We start from the raw sequence: 12,758 nt of genomic DNA on the forward strand, positions 1-12,758 counted from the left end.
AGCCACGGCCCGGCAGCTGGACGCGACAGGGAAAGCGTCCAGGGCGCTGGCGATGGGCTGGACGGGGAGCACGGCGCCAGGATCTCCACCTCACGGTTGCCTCGTCCGCGCGCCCGCAGGCCGCTGCTGCCACGGCCAGCGGCCCTCCAGCTCCACCTCCAGGGAGAAGCTGAGAAACGTGCGCACCAGGACGATCACGGCGAGGACGCCGACGCTCGCGAACGTCGGGGAGATCGCGACCGTCCGGATGATGTCCGCGGCGACGAGAAACTCGAGCCCCAGCAGGATGGCACGCCCAAGCCCCTTGCGGTACCTCTGGTAGGCGTCGTGAGCGGGCTGCCGCAGCAGCAGCCGGTAACCGAACCGGCAGGTCGCCGCCAGCGCCCCCACCACGATGGCGGCGACACCGGCCAGGTCGACCGCCTGTCCGGCCATCTCGATGACGGGCTTCAGATCCATCGCGGGTCCTCGACCGGCTCGACGGAGCTCACCGTCCTTGTGGGTTCTTCTCGCGAGCGAGCCGCGCCTGCCCGGCGGGGATGACGAGCGCCACGGCGATCTCCGTGGAGTCGTGTCCCTGCGACAGCAGCCGCAGCACCTGTTCCTTCGTCGGCATCGCCACCCCTGATACGCGATGCCCGACTTCTAAGGATGTTTACGCCAGTGACCGGTCAAGGATTCACCGGCCGAGGATCCGGTGGACCTGGGCACGCGCCGGGTGACCGTCAGGGGCGACGTGGAGGAAGCACCGCAGCGTCGCCCGGCGTGCGGGCGACCGCCTGCTGGCAGGCCGCCACCGCTCCCTCTACGTCCCCGTACGCCACGACGGCTCCAGCCTTCTCAGCTCGGCCCTGCCAGCCGCCTGACCAGCGCCACCGCCTCGTCCAGCAGGCTCACCTCGTGCGCGGTGAGCCCCCGGTCGGCGGCGCGCCGGGCCTTGGCGTCGTCCAGCGGGCCGCCCGCGTCCAGGTCCTCGCCCAGCTCCCCCGCCAGGACGGCGAGCAAGGCCCGCGCCGCCCGCGCCAGCTCGCTTTCACCGTCCACCGCCGCCTGCGCGATGATCAGTGCCGACAGGGCGCAGTCCAGCGCGGGCCGCCCCTCACGGGCGTTGCACCAGTCGATCACCACGGGCCCGTCCGGCGTCAGCATCACGTTGTCCGGATGCAGGTCCAGGTGCAGGATCCGGTCACGGGGGTCGCGGGACAGCCGGGCCGGGATCAGGTGGAGCCGGCGCAGCAGCGCGGCGAGAGTCCGCCCCGTCTCCTCGGCCCCGACCTGCCCCGCCAGCAGGGCGTGCAGCATCGTCGGGCCGGACAGCCGCGCCATCACCAGGTCCGTGGCGGTGCTCTCGCCGGGGAAGACCTCCGGCACGGGGAACCCGTGCGCGGCCACGTGCGCCATGATCTCCAGCTCACTCCGGGTGTCGGCGTTCACCCGGTAGCGGCGCAGCACCCGTCCGTCGCCGCAGGCGTACACGTCGGCGCTGCGTCCCCGGCCCACCAGCTCCCCGGCCTCCATGCCCTCAACCTACGCGGCGACCGCCCGGTCCAGCTCGGCGAGATTCTCGCTGTGCTCGCGGGCCATCGTCCCCGCCAGCTCCCGTGCCGCCGCCGCGCCGCCCGAGTCCCGTTCACCGTTCGAGACCAGCACGAGCTGCCTCAGATGCGCCCGCAGCAGCTCGGCGAAACGCCGGTCGAAGGCGCCGTCGCGCAGCCGGGCCAGGGTCTTCAGGTCCGCCGCCGTGGGCATGCCGGGCATGTCGTGCTGGAGGTGCGGGTTCTCACCGGTGATCCCCGCTTCGGCGAGCAGCGCCCGCAACCGGCCGCGGCCCGCCTCGTGCTCCTTGCCGAGCCGTACGGCCAGGGCGGCCAGCGACCGGCCGGCGGCACGCCGCGGCGCGAGCTCCAGCAGGGGCCGGGCCCGCGCGTGCAGGGCGTCGGTGAGCTGCAACCACGCCACATCGGTCGTCGTGAACGCCTCGGCGGAGGAGGCCGGCGTTCCGGCGTCCCGTTCGGCGGAGGAAACCGGCGTTCCGGTGTCCCGTTCGGCGGAGGAGCATCCCGCCAGCACGGCGACCACCAAGCAGACCACGAACCACCGCACCCGCCACCGCCTTTCACGAGGAGAGACGTCCGGGCGGGCGCGCACGCCCGCCCGGACCTGACGACCGCCTACGAGGGACGCCCGTCGGCGCCGCACTTGATGATCGGCCGGATGCAGTCACGCACCCGCCGCTCCATCTCGGCCACCGGCCAGGCGTTGAAGAAGTCGCCGTGCATCGTGAACCCGCCGCCCGACGACAACCGGAAGCGCGACGGGTCCCCGCTCACCGGGTACCGGATGACCTGCCGCAGCTTCGGCACCGGCACCGGGTGCGTGCTGGGGCACGCCCCCGCCACCGGGTAGGCCATGTGGCTCTTGTGGTCGGCGGAGTCCAGGTCCCGTCCGTTCCAGCACTGCGGGAAGTCCAGGTACGACTCCAGCATCGTGCCCGACGGGCAGTTCACGAAGTCCTTGGACGCTCCCACGTGCCCGGCGTGCAGGCACGACCACCGGGAGATGGTCGTGCTGTCGGGCCCGGTCGCCCTGGCGTTGCCCGCCACGATCCGCAGCCCCAGCGGGAGCGGCTGGATCCTGGCGATGATGTCGTCCCGGACCCCCTCGCCGAGGTAGTAGAACGTGACGATGGCCGGCTCCACCGGGGCGCCGTCCCGGTAGAGGGTCGGCACCCAGTACGACGACTTGTCCACGGCCGGGTTGCAGTTGGTGGCGCCGTTCAGCAGGTCGGAGAGCTGGGTGTGGGCGTTGGTGACGCGGCTGCCGAAGAAGCTGTGCATGTGCGAGGCGCCCGGCAGGCCGGGGAAGACGATCGGGTCGTCGGGCAGCCGGTGGCTGAACGGGCAGTCGGCGAGGAACTCCGCCACCCGTACGGGCTCGGCCGCGGCGGGCCGCGGGGCGGCCACCACGAACGTGCCGAGCAGCAGGGACAGCAGGGCTAAGATCCGCATGGCGGCTCCTTTGACGCGGGTCACTGGTAGACCCGCACGTAGTCGACGAGCATCCTTGACGGGAAGGGCGTGGCGGCGTTCGGCGGCCCCGGCCAGTCGCCGCCCACGGCGAGGTTGAGGATGATGTAGAAGGGGTGGTCGAAGATCCAGGGGCCACGCGTCTGCTCCACCTGGTCCTTGCTGATCGTGAACACCGTCCGCCCGTCGAGCGTGTAGACGATGCCCTTGCTGTCCCAGTCGGCGGCCCAGACGTGGAAGGCGTCGGAGAAGTCGGCGCCGTCCGGCAGCGTGTACGGCGACCCGACGCCGCCGCCCCCGTTGTACGCGGGCGCGTGCACGGTCGAGTAGGACGTCTTCACGTCCTTGCCGAGGACCTCCATGATGTCGATCTCGCCGTTGTACGGCCACGGCCGCCCGGTCAGGAAGTCGGCGCCCATCATCCAGAACGCCGGCCAGAGCCCGTTGCCCTTGGGCACTTTGATCCGGGCCTCGACGCGGCCGTAGGTGAAGTGGAACTTGGTCCCGGTGTTCATCCTGGCGGAGGTGTACTGGCAGGTGGTGCTGCCGGTGAGCGGGTCGGGCGGGCAGGCGGAGCCCGGGGTGGCCTGCTTGCGGGCCTCCATGACGAGGTGGCCCTGGCCGTCCATGGCGGCGTTGGCGTGGTCGGTGTAGTACTCCAGCTCGTTGTTCGGGCCGGTGCCGGGGTCGGCGCGCCACTTGGCGGCGTCGGGCTTGGCGCCGGCGGCGCCGTTGAACTCGTCGCTCCACACCAGGGCCGGCGGGTCGGCCGGGTCGCTGGGCGGGTCAGGCGGGTCGGTGGGGTCGCCGCCGGTGCCGTACACCTGGAACTCCCACAGGCTGTAGCCATAGGGGCCGGCCCGTTGGGTGCCGTACATGCGGACGTACCGGCCGGTGCCCGTGACGTTCAGCGTCTGCTTGAAGCCGGTGCCGGTGGTCGTGCTGTAGATCGTGGTCCAGGTGCTCGCGTCAGGGGAGGTCTGGAGCTGGAACGACCTGGCGTAGGCCGGGTCCCACTGCAGCACGACCTTGCTGATCCGGGCGGTCGCCCCCAGGTCCACCTGGATCCAGCCCGGGTCCGACCACGCCGACGTGGCCCACCTGCTGGCCGGGTCGAGGTCGAACGCCCTGGCCGGGGTGCACTCCCAGCAGTTCCCGTCGTGCTGGGAGCTGGAGGCGGCGGCGGGCTTGCCGTACGACAGCAGCCGCTCGGCGCCCGAGCCGCCCCCGGTCCCGTACACCTTGAACTCCCAGAGGCTGTAACCCCATGGGGTGGCGCGCTGGGTGCCGTGGACGCGGACGTACCGGCCGGTGCCGGACACGGAGAGGGTCTGGTTGCCGCCGGCGCCGGCGGCGGTGGAATGGAGGGTGCTCCAGGTGAGGCCGTCGGTGGACGCCTGCACCTGGAAGGCGGTGGCGTACGCGGTTTCCCAGCTCAGCTCGACCTGGCTGATGGTGGCGGTCGAGCCGAGGTCCACCTGGATCCACTGCGGGTCGGAGAACGCGCTGGACCAGCGGGTGCCGGGGTCGCCGTCCACGGCGGCGGAGGCGGGGAAGGCGGCGGCGCTCTCGGTGGAGGAGGCGGTGACGGGCCTGCCCTGGGACAGCAGCGGGTCGGCGGCGTGAGCGGGCGTCGCCGAGAGCGGCGAGACGGTGATGACGAGGGCGAGGGACGCCGCGAGACGGCGTAAGAGTGGGTTCACAACGTCTCCGTCAAACTGGCGGAAGGATTTGAGGGAGCGCTCCCTGAGAGGAGGGTGCTCGTGCCCTGGGCTCCTGTCAAGGTGGGAGTTAACTTCCCAGCAAGTCGCGACGCGCGTTATACCGACTTCAACCTGCGATGTTCCGACGACATGCCCCACTCAGGAAAGTCCCGGACTGCCTCGGCTTGACCGTTCATCCGCCCCGGACGCGCCAACTTCAGGGAGCGCTCTCCCAGACCGTCGGACGAAGATTGGGGTGTCAGTCACCACTGGGCCAGGGATCCGAATGGCGGTGATGGAGGCGATGCGAGGCCGCTGACGTATGGCGCCGTCGAACCGCAGGCGCTCAGCTCACCCCCGCCTCCCGGCGGGGCCGACTCGGCAGCGTCATCCGTCACGACCGTGCCGGGGAGGGGCGGTCACTCCATCGCGACCTTTCCTGGCGGCCTCGGCCGCCCAGGCGTCACCCTCCAGCCTGCGGAGATCGAACCGGGTGGAGGACCGGCTCGATCGCAGGAAGTCGGCTCATGACGTGCTGCCCGGCCGGTGACGGCAGGGGCCGGGCAGCACGGTCATTCGCAGGCGGGCGGCGTCGAACCCGGGCTCGGCCTGCTGTGCGCGGCCGGATGCGCCGACCGCTTGCTCAGGTCAGGGCCTCAGGGAGTCCTCGACGATGATGTGGCCTTCCTGGATGATGTGGCCTTCCTGGAGGACCCACCGCTGGTTCGGATGGTCCAGACACGACCACAACCGGACGTTCGTGTTGTCGGCCCGGCTGTTGGTCGCGTCCAGGCACACGCCCTGGACCTGTGCCTGGAGCGCGGCCTGCGCGCCACCTCGGATGGCCGCCGATGCGGACGCGGCTGTCAGGGCCAGCGTGGCCGCGCTGACGGCCGTCGCGGCCAGCAGCCGGGTGAAGTTGCCGGTGTGCATGAGAGGCTACTCTTCTTGGGGGCGGCTCGGGGTGCGCCGATCACCGCGACGTGGCGCCGGGGCAGGGCAGAGCAGGGAGTCTGCGCCGCATCGGCTGCCGGCAGAGACGCCGACCACCAGAACCATTGCCACTCGAAGTATTTGCCTGATTACTCTCAGCAATAGATCGTGAAGGTAAGAGCCCTCTGACCTGCGACAGATAGTCGGTGTCACCGACTGACGCGCTGCCACCTCCGGGTGCCGCCCCCGCGGCCGCCGACGTCTGCCCGGCCACCGGCCGCGGCCGCCTGTCCTACCCACGCGCCACGATGGGCTAGTTGCGGGAAGCGGGCGCGGCTGTAGCCGGACATCGAGCCGGGTTCCGCGACGTCGAGCCGGGCGAGCTGCGCGTACGCGGCCGCGGCGGACAGGGGTGGCGGCAGCTCGGCCGGGCCGGCGGCGTACCGGCCGCCGCGGACGAGAGCACCGGCACCGAGGCGGCGACGGTCGGCGGAACCAGGGTCAGGGAGTTCCAGCTACGCGGTGCCGGAGAGGCGCTCCACGCCGCGCAGCAGCGCCGAGTGGTCGAGCCCGCCGTCGCCGCTCGCGTTCGCGGAGGCCACGAGCTGGGCCACGAGCGCCCCGAGCGGCAGCACCACGCCGGCCTCGCGGGCCGCAGAGGTGACGATGCCCATGTCCTTGTGGTGCAGCGCGATGCGGAAGCCGGGTTCGAAGGAGTGCCCGGTCATGTTGGCCCGCTTCTGCGTCAGTACGGCGGAGCCGGCCAGGCCGCCGCCGAGCACGTCCATCGCGGCCTCCAGGTCCACCCCGTACGCCCGCAGGAACACCACGGCCTCGGCCAGCGCCTCGATGTTGGCCGCCACGATGAGCTGGTTGGCGGCCTTGACCGTCTGGCCGGCGCCGCTCGGCCCGACGTGGACGATGGTCTTGCCGACCGCCTCGAAGATCGGCCGCGCGGCCTCGAAGTCGCCGGCCGCGCCGCCGACCATGATCGACAGGGCGGCGTTCCTGGCGCCGGCCTCGCCGCCGGAGACGGGGGCGTCGAGGTAGCGCAGGCCCCTGCGGTCCGCCTCCTCGGCCAGCTCGCGGGTGACGTCGGGGCGGATGGAGGAGAAGTCGATGATCAGCGTGCCGGGGGCGGCGTGCGCGAACACGCCGTCGTCGCCGGTCAGCACGTCCTGGACGTCGGGCGAGTCGGGCACCATGAGCGCGACGACCTCGGCGCCCGTCACGGCGTCGGCGACCGACCCGGCCACCCGCCCGCCGGCCTCCGCCAGCGGCTTCGCCTTGTCCGGCGACCGGTTGTACCCGGCCACGGCATGCCCGGCCTTGACCAGGTGGACGGCCATGGGCGAGCCCATGATGCCGAGGCCGATGAAGGCGATGGCGCTCACGTGAAAGATCCTTCCGTGTCAGGTACGGCGTCGCGGGTCGCGTTCAGGGCGGCGTCGCGGGCCGTGTGCGGGGTCGCGTTCATGGCCGCGTGCCGGGGGCCGGGTCGGCGCCGCGTTGCTCGCGGGGCAGCCAGGCGAAGGCGCCGGGCCCTTCCGCGCGGTATTCCAGGCCGATATATCCGTCATATCCGGCGGCGTACACGTCGTCGATCCACTGCCGCAGCGGCAACTCACCCGAGCCGGGCGCACCTCGGCCAGGGGCGTCGGCGATCTGCACGTGGGCGATGCGCGCGGCGTGCCGGTCGATGACGGCGGCCACGTCGTCGCCGTTGACGGCCAGGTGGTAGAAGTCGGCGAGCAGCCCGAGGTTGGGCACGTCGGCCAGCCGGTCGAGCACGGCCACGGCGTCGACGGCCGTCAGCAACGGGTAGCGCGGCGCGCCGCTGACCGGCTCAAGCAGCACCGTGCCCGAGACGCCCTTGGCGCAGGCGGTCAGCAGCTCGGCGGCCAGGTCGTCCTGCTCGGCGGCGCCGGCGCCGTCGATCCGGTTGCCGTAGAGGGCGTTGAACGCGCGGCAGCCGAGCCGCTCGCCGATCGCGGCGACCACGGGGATGTTGTCGAGCAGCTCGCGCGAGCGGCCCGGCCACGACACGACGCCGCGGTCACCGCCCGGCATGTCGCCGGCGAAGAAGTTGAGCCCGGTGAGCCGCACGCCCGCGTTCTCGACCGCGGCGACGAACGCGTCCACCTCACGGTCGTCCGGCACCGCCACCGGCCACGGCCACCAGAACTCGACGGCGGTGAACCCGTCGGCCGCCGCCGCGGCGGGCCGCTCCAGCAGCGGCAGATCCGTGTAGAGGAGGGAACAGTTGACGCTCCACCTGGTCACGCGTGGGCCTCTTCCGATCGTTCGCGGCGCAGCTGGCCGAGCAGCCGCCCCTGGGCCTGGTCGAGATGGTGGGCCAGGCACTGCTGCGCCCGCTCGGGGTCGCCGTCGCCGATGGCCTTGAGGATGTCGTCGTGCTCGTGCGCCACGTTCATCGGGTCCGTGGTGCGGTGGGCCTGGAACTGGCCCATGGTCAGGTGCACCTCGCCGAGGATGACCTCGTGCATCCGCGCCAGGCGGCGGCTGCCGACGGCGGCCACCAGCGCGGAGTGGAAGGCGATGTCGGCCTCGACCTGAGTGGCGAACGCCCCGGCATGGGATCCCTGGTCGGAGCCGTGCTGGGCGGCGTCGCCGGCCGCCGCCCTCATCGCCGCCTGGGCGCGCACCGCCTCGGGCGGCACCGTGCCGGCGCGGGCCAGCGCCACGACCGCCGCCCGTTCGACGGTCTCGCGGCTGAAGTAGAGGTCGCGGATCTCCGCCTCGTCCAGCTTGGGGACGACGGCGGTCTTGTGCGTGGTACGGCGCAGCAGCCCGAGCGCGGTCAGCCGTTCGAGGCAGGCCTTCGCGGTGGGGCGTGCGACGCTGTACTCGTTGGCGATCCGGATCTCGGTGAGCTTCTCCCCCGGGGCGATGTCGCCGTTGACGATGCGTTTGCGGACCGACTCGTAGAGCGCTTCCGTCAGTGATGATGGTCCGAGAGGAAAGCTGGGCTTACCGTCCATGGAACTCCTCCCAGAAAAGGCAAAATCGTCAGACAAGTATACTCAGAACCTCAGTAGCCGGCGGCCTTGTCGACGACGTTGCGCAGCGGCTCGCCCCTGACGAAACGGCCCAGGTTGTCCAGCAGGATGTCCAGGCCGCGGCCCGCGGTCTCGCGGGTGGTGGCGCCGTTGTGCGGGGTGACGATGACGTTCGGCAGCGACCAGAACGGGCTGGCCGGCGGCAGCGGCTCGACGCCGTGTGCGTCCAGGCCCGCGCCGGCGATCTCACCCCGGCGCAGCGCGTCCAGCAGGGCGTCGTCGTCGGCGATGCCGCCGCGTGAGACGCAGACGAAGCAGGCCGTGGGCTTCATCGCGGCGAACTCCGCCCGGCCGAACCGTCCCGCGGTGACGGGGGTGAGCGGCGCGGTGACCACCACGTAGTCCGACTCGGCCAGCAAGCGCGGGAACTCGTCCTGGCCGAGCAGCTCGTCCACGCCGGGCGCGGGGGCGTCCTTCCTGCGCACGCCCAGCACCCGCATGTGGAACGCCTTCGCCTTGGCGGCCAGGTCGAGCCCCGCGTGGCCCAGCCCGTACAGGCCGATGGTCTTGCCGGCCAGCTCGCCGTGCGTGTAGCGCTCCCAGCGGCGCTCGGACTGGGCGCGCAGCCAGCGCGGCACGTCCCTGTCGAGCATGAGGAGCAGCAGCATCGCGTGCTCGGCCAGCGGGATCGCGCCGTTGCCGGTGGCGGAGGTGAGCGTGACCTCGCTCGCCAGCAGCCCCTCGGACAGGACGCCGTCCACGCCCGCCGCAGGGCTGTGCACCCAGCGCAGCCGGCCCGCCTTGGCCAGCAGCGGCTCGGGCACCTTCCCGACGACGGCGTCGGCCAGCTCGATGCCGTCGCCCGGGTCGGCGGCGAACTCGACGTGCGCGGCACCGGCCGCCCTGCGGATGCGGCGGCGGGCGAGCTCGTCGTGGTCGCCGGTGATGATGATTCTCATTTGAGCCCCGTGGTGGCGATGCCGCGGATGAGCTGTTTCTGGGCGATGGCGAAGAAGATGAGCACCGGCAGCAGCGACACCAGCGACATCGCGAACAACATGCCCACGCCGCCCTGCGTCTCGGAGTCGACCATGGAGTTCAGCGCCACCGGCACCGTGAACATCTTCGGCGAGGTGAGATAGATCAGCGGGACGAAGAAGTCGTTCCAGGTCCAGATGAAGGTGAAGATCGTGGTGGTGACCAGGGCGGGCCGCATCAGCGGGAGGACCACGTACCAGAAGGTGCGGAACGGGCCCGAGCCGTCGATCCAGGCCGCGCGGTCCAGGTCACGCGGGATCGTCCTGATGAACTGGACCATCAGGTAGATGAAGAACGCGTCGGTGGCCAGGAACTTCGGGATGAGCAGCGGATAGTAGGTGTTCACCAGGTCGAGCTGTGAGAAGAAGATGTACTGCGGGATCACCAGCACGTGCATCGGCAGCATCACCGACAGCAGCGTGATGGCCAGATAGACCCCGCGCATCCTGAACTCCAGCCGGGCCAGCGCGTACGCGGTCAGGGAGCAGGAGAACAGGTTGCCGATGATCGAGCCGACGGTGACCAGCAGCGAGTTGAGGAAGAAGACGCTGAACGGCCGGTTGAGCGCGTTCCAGCCCGCGACGAAGTTGTCGAAGGTGACCTCGCTGGGGATGAGCCCCGGCTCGGTCAGGATGAGGTGGTCGGGCTTGAGCGAGCTGACGATCATCCAGATCAGCGGATAGAGCATCAGCAGCACGAAGACGCCCAGGCCGAGGTGCTTGAGCAGGTCCCGGCGCCCGCGCCGGCGCAGGACCGCCGTGGTGCGGGCGCGCGAGGAGTCGAGCGAGGTCGTCGCGGTCGTCATCAGTCGTCTCCGTAGAAGACCCAGTACCTCGACAGGACGAAGTGCACGGCGGTCACCAGGCCGATGGCCGCCATCAGCACCCAGGCCAGCGCGGAGGCGTAGCCCATGTCGAAGTTCGTGAATCCCTGCTGATAGATGTAGAGCGTGTAGAACAGCGTCGAGTTGGCGGGACCTCCGGTGCCGCCGCTGACGACGTGGGCCTGGGTGAAGGTCTGGAACGCGCCGATCGTCTGCAGGATCAGGTTGAAGAAGATGATCGGGGTGAGCAGGGGGATCGTGACCGCGGTGAACTGGCGCACGATTCCGGCGCCGTCCACCTTGACGGCCTCGTACAGCTCCTCGGGGATCTGGCGCAGTCCGGCCAGGAAGATCACCATGGGTGAGCCGAAGGTCCAGACGTTCAGCACGATCAGGGTGGACAGCGAGAGGCTGGGGTTCTGCAGCCAGCTCCCGAGTTCGAGGCCGAAGAGTGACAGCGCCCGGTCGACCAGGCCGTTGTCGCCGAAGATCTGCCGCCACAGGATGGCCACGGCGACGCTGGTGCCGAGCAGCGAGGGCAGGTAGAAGGCGCTGCGGTAGAAGGCCAGGCCGCGCAGGCCGCGGTCGAGGATCAGGGCGAGCAGCAGCGCGAAGCCGAGTTGCAGCGGGATGGAGACGACGACGTAGACCGCGGTCACGCGGACGGCGGCCCAGAAGTAGTCGTCCTGGAACATGCGCTCGAAGTTCTCCAGGCCGTTGAACTTCGGCGAGCTGAGGATGTTGTAGTCGGTGAAGGCCAGGTAGAGGGAGGCGATCAGAGGTACGGCCGTGACCAGGACGAGGCCCAGCCACCAGGGGATCAGGAAGACGTGTGCGGCGCCGCCCTGACGATGGAGCTTCGGCATGGGGGTTCCTACTTGGCGCGGGCGATGCCGGCCGAGATCTCGTCGAGCAGTCGTTGGGCGCCGTCGGCGGTGCTCAGGCGGCCGAGTGAGATCTCCTCGGCGACCCTGGCCATGGCGGTGCGCCAGGTGCTGGTGCCGGGGGGCGCCTCGAAGCGGGGGCGGCGCTCGGCCTTGCGGACGACCTGTACGGCGTCGAGCGACTCCTTGTCGTCACCCTGAGCGGCGGCCAGCGTCTGCTCGAAGACCTTGGGGTTGACCGGCGCGCCCATGGTGAGGCCGACGGTCTTGATCATCGCGGGGTCGTTGGTGTTGTAGCTGATGAGCTTGCCGGCGGCCTCCAGCTTGTCGTCGTCGATGCCCTGGTAGATGGCCATCCGGGGGTAGTAGAGGAACGGGTGCCCGGCCTGCGCGTCCTTGGCCACGGGAACGCTGCGCAGCTTGAAGGAGTAGTCGGGGAACAGCTTGGCGTCGTCGATGATGTGGTTGGAGTTGCCCACCTTGGCCAGCACCTTCTTGCCGATCAGGGCCCAGTCGGGGCCCATGCCCTCCTGCTCGCTCAGCGTCAGCACCGCGCCGGCCTTCTGCATCTTGTCCCACCAGTCGAACCAGGCCCGGACGCTGTCGGCGGTGAAGCCGGGCCTGCCGTCCTCGCTCCAGAGCAGTTCGCCGCGCTGGCGCAGCCAGGCCTCGAACACCATGTCGGCGTCGGCCTCGTACGGCATGCCCTTGCGCTGCTTCGGGTTGTCCTTGGAGTAGTCGATGAGGAACTCCGACCAGGCGTCCCAGTCGGCGTCGGCCGGCGGCAGCTTGACGCCGTCCTCCTCGGCGAACGTCTCGTTGTAACGCAAGACGGGGACGAAGCTGCCGATCGGCATGGTGTTGAGCTGCCCGCCCAGCTTGAACGACTCCAGCTCCTCCTTGGAGTAGTCGGCCAGGTCGACGCTGGGCACCTCGTCGAGGCGCCGGTAGATGTTGCTCTTGTGGTACGTCATGACCTGCGCCGAGGCGACCCAGAAGATGTCGGCCACGTCGCGGGCGGCCATCTGGGTGGTCATGCGCTCCTGGAAGGCGGTGTAGTCGGCGAACTCCGGTTCGACCTGGATGCCCGGGTTCTTGGCCATGAACTCCTTGAGTGCCTTCGTGTAGTTCTGCTGCCGGACGTTGTTGCCCCACCACGCGTAGCGCAGCGTGGCGCCGTCACCGCCGCCCGAGTCGCCGGCGCCGCACGCCGTCAGGCCGGCCCCCAGTGCCCCGGCCGCCGCCAGCTTCAGAAACCCCCGCCGATCTAGTCCGCTCATCACGTTGTTCTCCCGTCGTTCTCACAGGGGACCGGCTACCCCGGTGATGGT

Annotated in this window: 14 protein-coding genes; all 14 read right to left on the reverse strand. The window is 70.7% G+C overall.

Translation table 11 applies throughout. From position 1 onward, the window contains the following. Positions 1-90: 90 nt before the first annotated feature. Entirely contained in the window at positions 91-459 is a 369-nt protein-coding gene (locus ABZW11_RS39150; protein WP_355429099.1) for a DUF1622 domain-containing protein, read from the reverse strand. 28 nt (positions 460-487) lie between these two features. Continuing rightward, positions 488-616 carry a hypothetical protein gene (locus ABZW11_RS39155; RefSeq protein ID WP_355429101.1) on the reverse strand — a complete coding sequence of 43 codons (129 nt, stop codon included), beginning with the start codon at positions 614-616 and terminating at the stop codon, positions 488-490. 224 nt (positions 617-840) lie between these two features. Beyond that, the gene (locus ABZW11_RS39160; protein ID WP_355429104.1) at positions 841-1,518 is read right to left on the reverse strand and encodes a phosphotransferase; all 678 of its coding nucleotides are present in this window, start codon (positions 1,516-1,518) and stop codon (positions 841-843) included. 9 nt (positions 1,519-1,527) lie between these two features. After that, a complete protein-coding gene (locus tag ABZW11_RS39165; RefSeq protein ID WP_355429107.1) occupies positions 1,528-2,103 on the reverse strand; it encodes a DUF305 domain-containing protein in 576 nt (191 codons plus the stop codon). Between the two features lie 68 nt (positions 2,104-2,171). Then, positions 2,172-3,008 carry a DUF1996 domain-containing protein gene (locus ABZW11_RS39170; RefSeq protein ID WP_355429111.1) on the reverse strand — a complete coding sequence of 279 codons (837 nt, stop codon included), beginning with the start codon at positions 3,006-3,008 and terminating at the stop codon, positions 2,172-2,174. Positions 3,009-3,028: 20 nt separating this feature from the next. Continuing rightward, a complete protein-coding gene (locus ABZW11_RS39175) occupies positions 3,029-4,729 on the reverse strand; it encodes a discoidin domain-containing protein (protein WP_355429114.1) in 1,701 nt (566 codons plus the stop codon). Between the two features lie 648 nt (positions 4,730-5,377). After that, positions 5,378-5,662 (reverse strand): hypothetical protein, encoded by a 285-nt coding sequence (locus ABZW11_RS39180; RefSeq protein WP_355429117.1) that lies wholly within the window; start codon positions 5,660-5,662, stop codon positions 5,378-5,380. A gap of 515 nt (positions 5,663-6,177) precedes the next feature. Continuing rightward, complete coding sequence (locus ABZW11_RS39185) at positions 6,178-7,056, reverse strand: 2-hydroxy-3-oxopropionate reductase (protein ID WP_355429120.1); 879 nt, start codon at positions 7,054-7,056, stop codon at positions 6,178-6,180. Between the two features lie 79 nt (positions 7,057-7,135). Beyond that, positions 7,136-7,945, reverse strand: a complete 810-nt coding sequence (locus ABZW11_RS39190) for a TIM barrel protein (RefSeq protein WP_355429123.1) — start codon at positions 7,943-7,945, stop codon at positions 7,136-7,138. After that, complete coding sequence (locus ABZW11_RS39195) at positions 7,942-8,664, reverse strand: GntR family transcriptional regulator (protein WP_106249426.1); 723 nt, start codon at positions 8,662-8,664, stop codon at positions 7,942-7,944. The genes ABZW11_RS39190 and ABZW11_RS39195 overlap by 4 nt, the downstream gene beginning before the upstream one ends. A gap of 50 nt (positions 8,665-8,714) precedes the next feature. Next, positions 8,715-9,641 (reverse strand): D-2-hydroxyacid dehydrogenase, encoded by a 927-nt coding sequence (locus ABZW11_RS39200; protein WP_355429127.1) that lies wholly within the window; start codon positions 9,639-9,641, stop codon positions 8,715-8,717. Beyond that, positions 9,638-10,525 carry a carbohydrate ABC transporter permease gene (locus ABZW11_RS39205; protein ID WP_355429130.1) on the reverse strand — a complete coding sequence of 296 codons (888 nt, stop codon included), beginning with the start codon at positions 10,523-10,525 and terminating at the stop codon, positions 9,638-9,640. Before ABZW11_RS39205 ends, ABZW11_RS39200 begins: the two co-directional genes overlap by 4 nt. Then, a complete protein-coding gene (locus ABZW11_RS39210; RefSeq protein WP_355429133.1) occupies positions 10,525-11,409 on the reverse strand; it encodes a sugar ABC transporter permease in 885 nt (294 codons plus the stop codon). Before ABZW11_RS39210 ends, ABZW11_RS39205 begins: the two co-directional genes overlap by 1 nt. Before the next feature lie 8 nt (positions 11,410-11,417). After that, positions 11,418-12,707 carry an ABC transporter substrate-binding protein gene (locus ABZW11_RS39215; protein WP_355429136.1) on the reverse strand — a complete coding sequence of 430 codons (1,290 nt, stop codon included), beginning with the start codon at positions 12,705-12,707 and terminating at the stop codon, positions 11,418-11,420. Between the last annotated feature and the right edge of the window lie 51 nt (positions 12,708-12,758).

It is taken from the genome of Nonomuraea sp. NPDC004580 (genome assembly GCF_040609855.1).
GTDB lineage: Bacteria > Actinomycetota > Actinomycetes > Streptosporangiales > Streptosporangiaceae > Nonomuraea > Nonomuraea salmonea.

Excerpts from the sequence above, each read along its gene's own strand:
- ABZW11_RS39150 (WP_355429099.1), bottom strand. The coding sequence starts at position 459 with ATGGATCTGAAGCCCGTCATCGAGATGGCCGGACAGGCGGTCGACCTG.
- ABZW11_RS39155 (WP_355429101.1), bottom strand. The coding sequence starts at position 616 with ATGCCGACGAAGGAACAGGTGCTGCGGCTGCTGTCGCAGGGACACGAC.
- ABZW11_RS39160 (WP_355429104.1), bottom strand. The coding sequence starts at position 1,518 with ATGGAGGCCGGGGAGCTGGTGGGCCGGGGACGCAGCGCCGACGTGTAC.
- ABZW11_RS39170 (WP_355429111.1), bottom strand. The coding sequence starts at position 3,008 with ATGCGGATCTTAGCCCTGCTGTCCCTGCTGCTCGGCACGTTCGTGGTG.
- ABZW11_RS39180 (WP_355429117.1), bottom strand. The coding sequence starts at position 5,662 with ATGCACACCGGCAACTTCACCCGGCTGCTGGCCGCGACGGCCGTCAGC.
- ABZW11_RS39195 (WP_106249426.1), bottom strand. The coding sequence starts at position 8,664 with ATGGACGGTAAGCCCAGCTTTCCTCTCGGACCATCATCACTGACGGAA.
- ABZW11_RS39200 (WP_355429127.1), bottom strand. The coding sequence starts at position 9,641 with ATGAGAATCATCATCACCGGCGACCACGACGAGCTCGCCCGCCGCCGC.
- ABZW11_RS39205 (WP_355429130.1), bottom strand. The coding sequence starts at position 10,525 with ATGACGACCGCGACGACCTCGCTCGACTCCTCGCGCGCCCGCACCACG.
- ABZW11_RS39210 (WP_355429133.1), bottom strand. The coding sequence starts at position 11,409 with ATGCCGAAGCTCCATCGTCAGGGCGGCGCCGCACACGTCTTCCTGATC.
- ABZW11_RS39215 (WP_355429136.1), bottom strand. The coding sequence starts at position 12,707 with ATGAGCGGACTAGATCGGCGGGGGTTTCTGAAGCTGGCGGCGGCCGGG.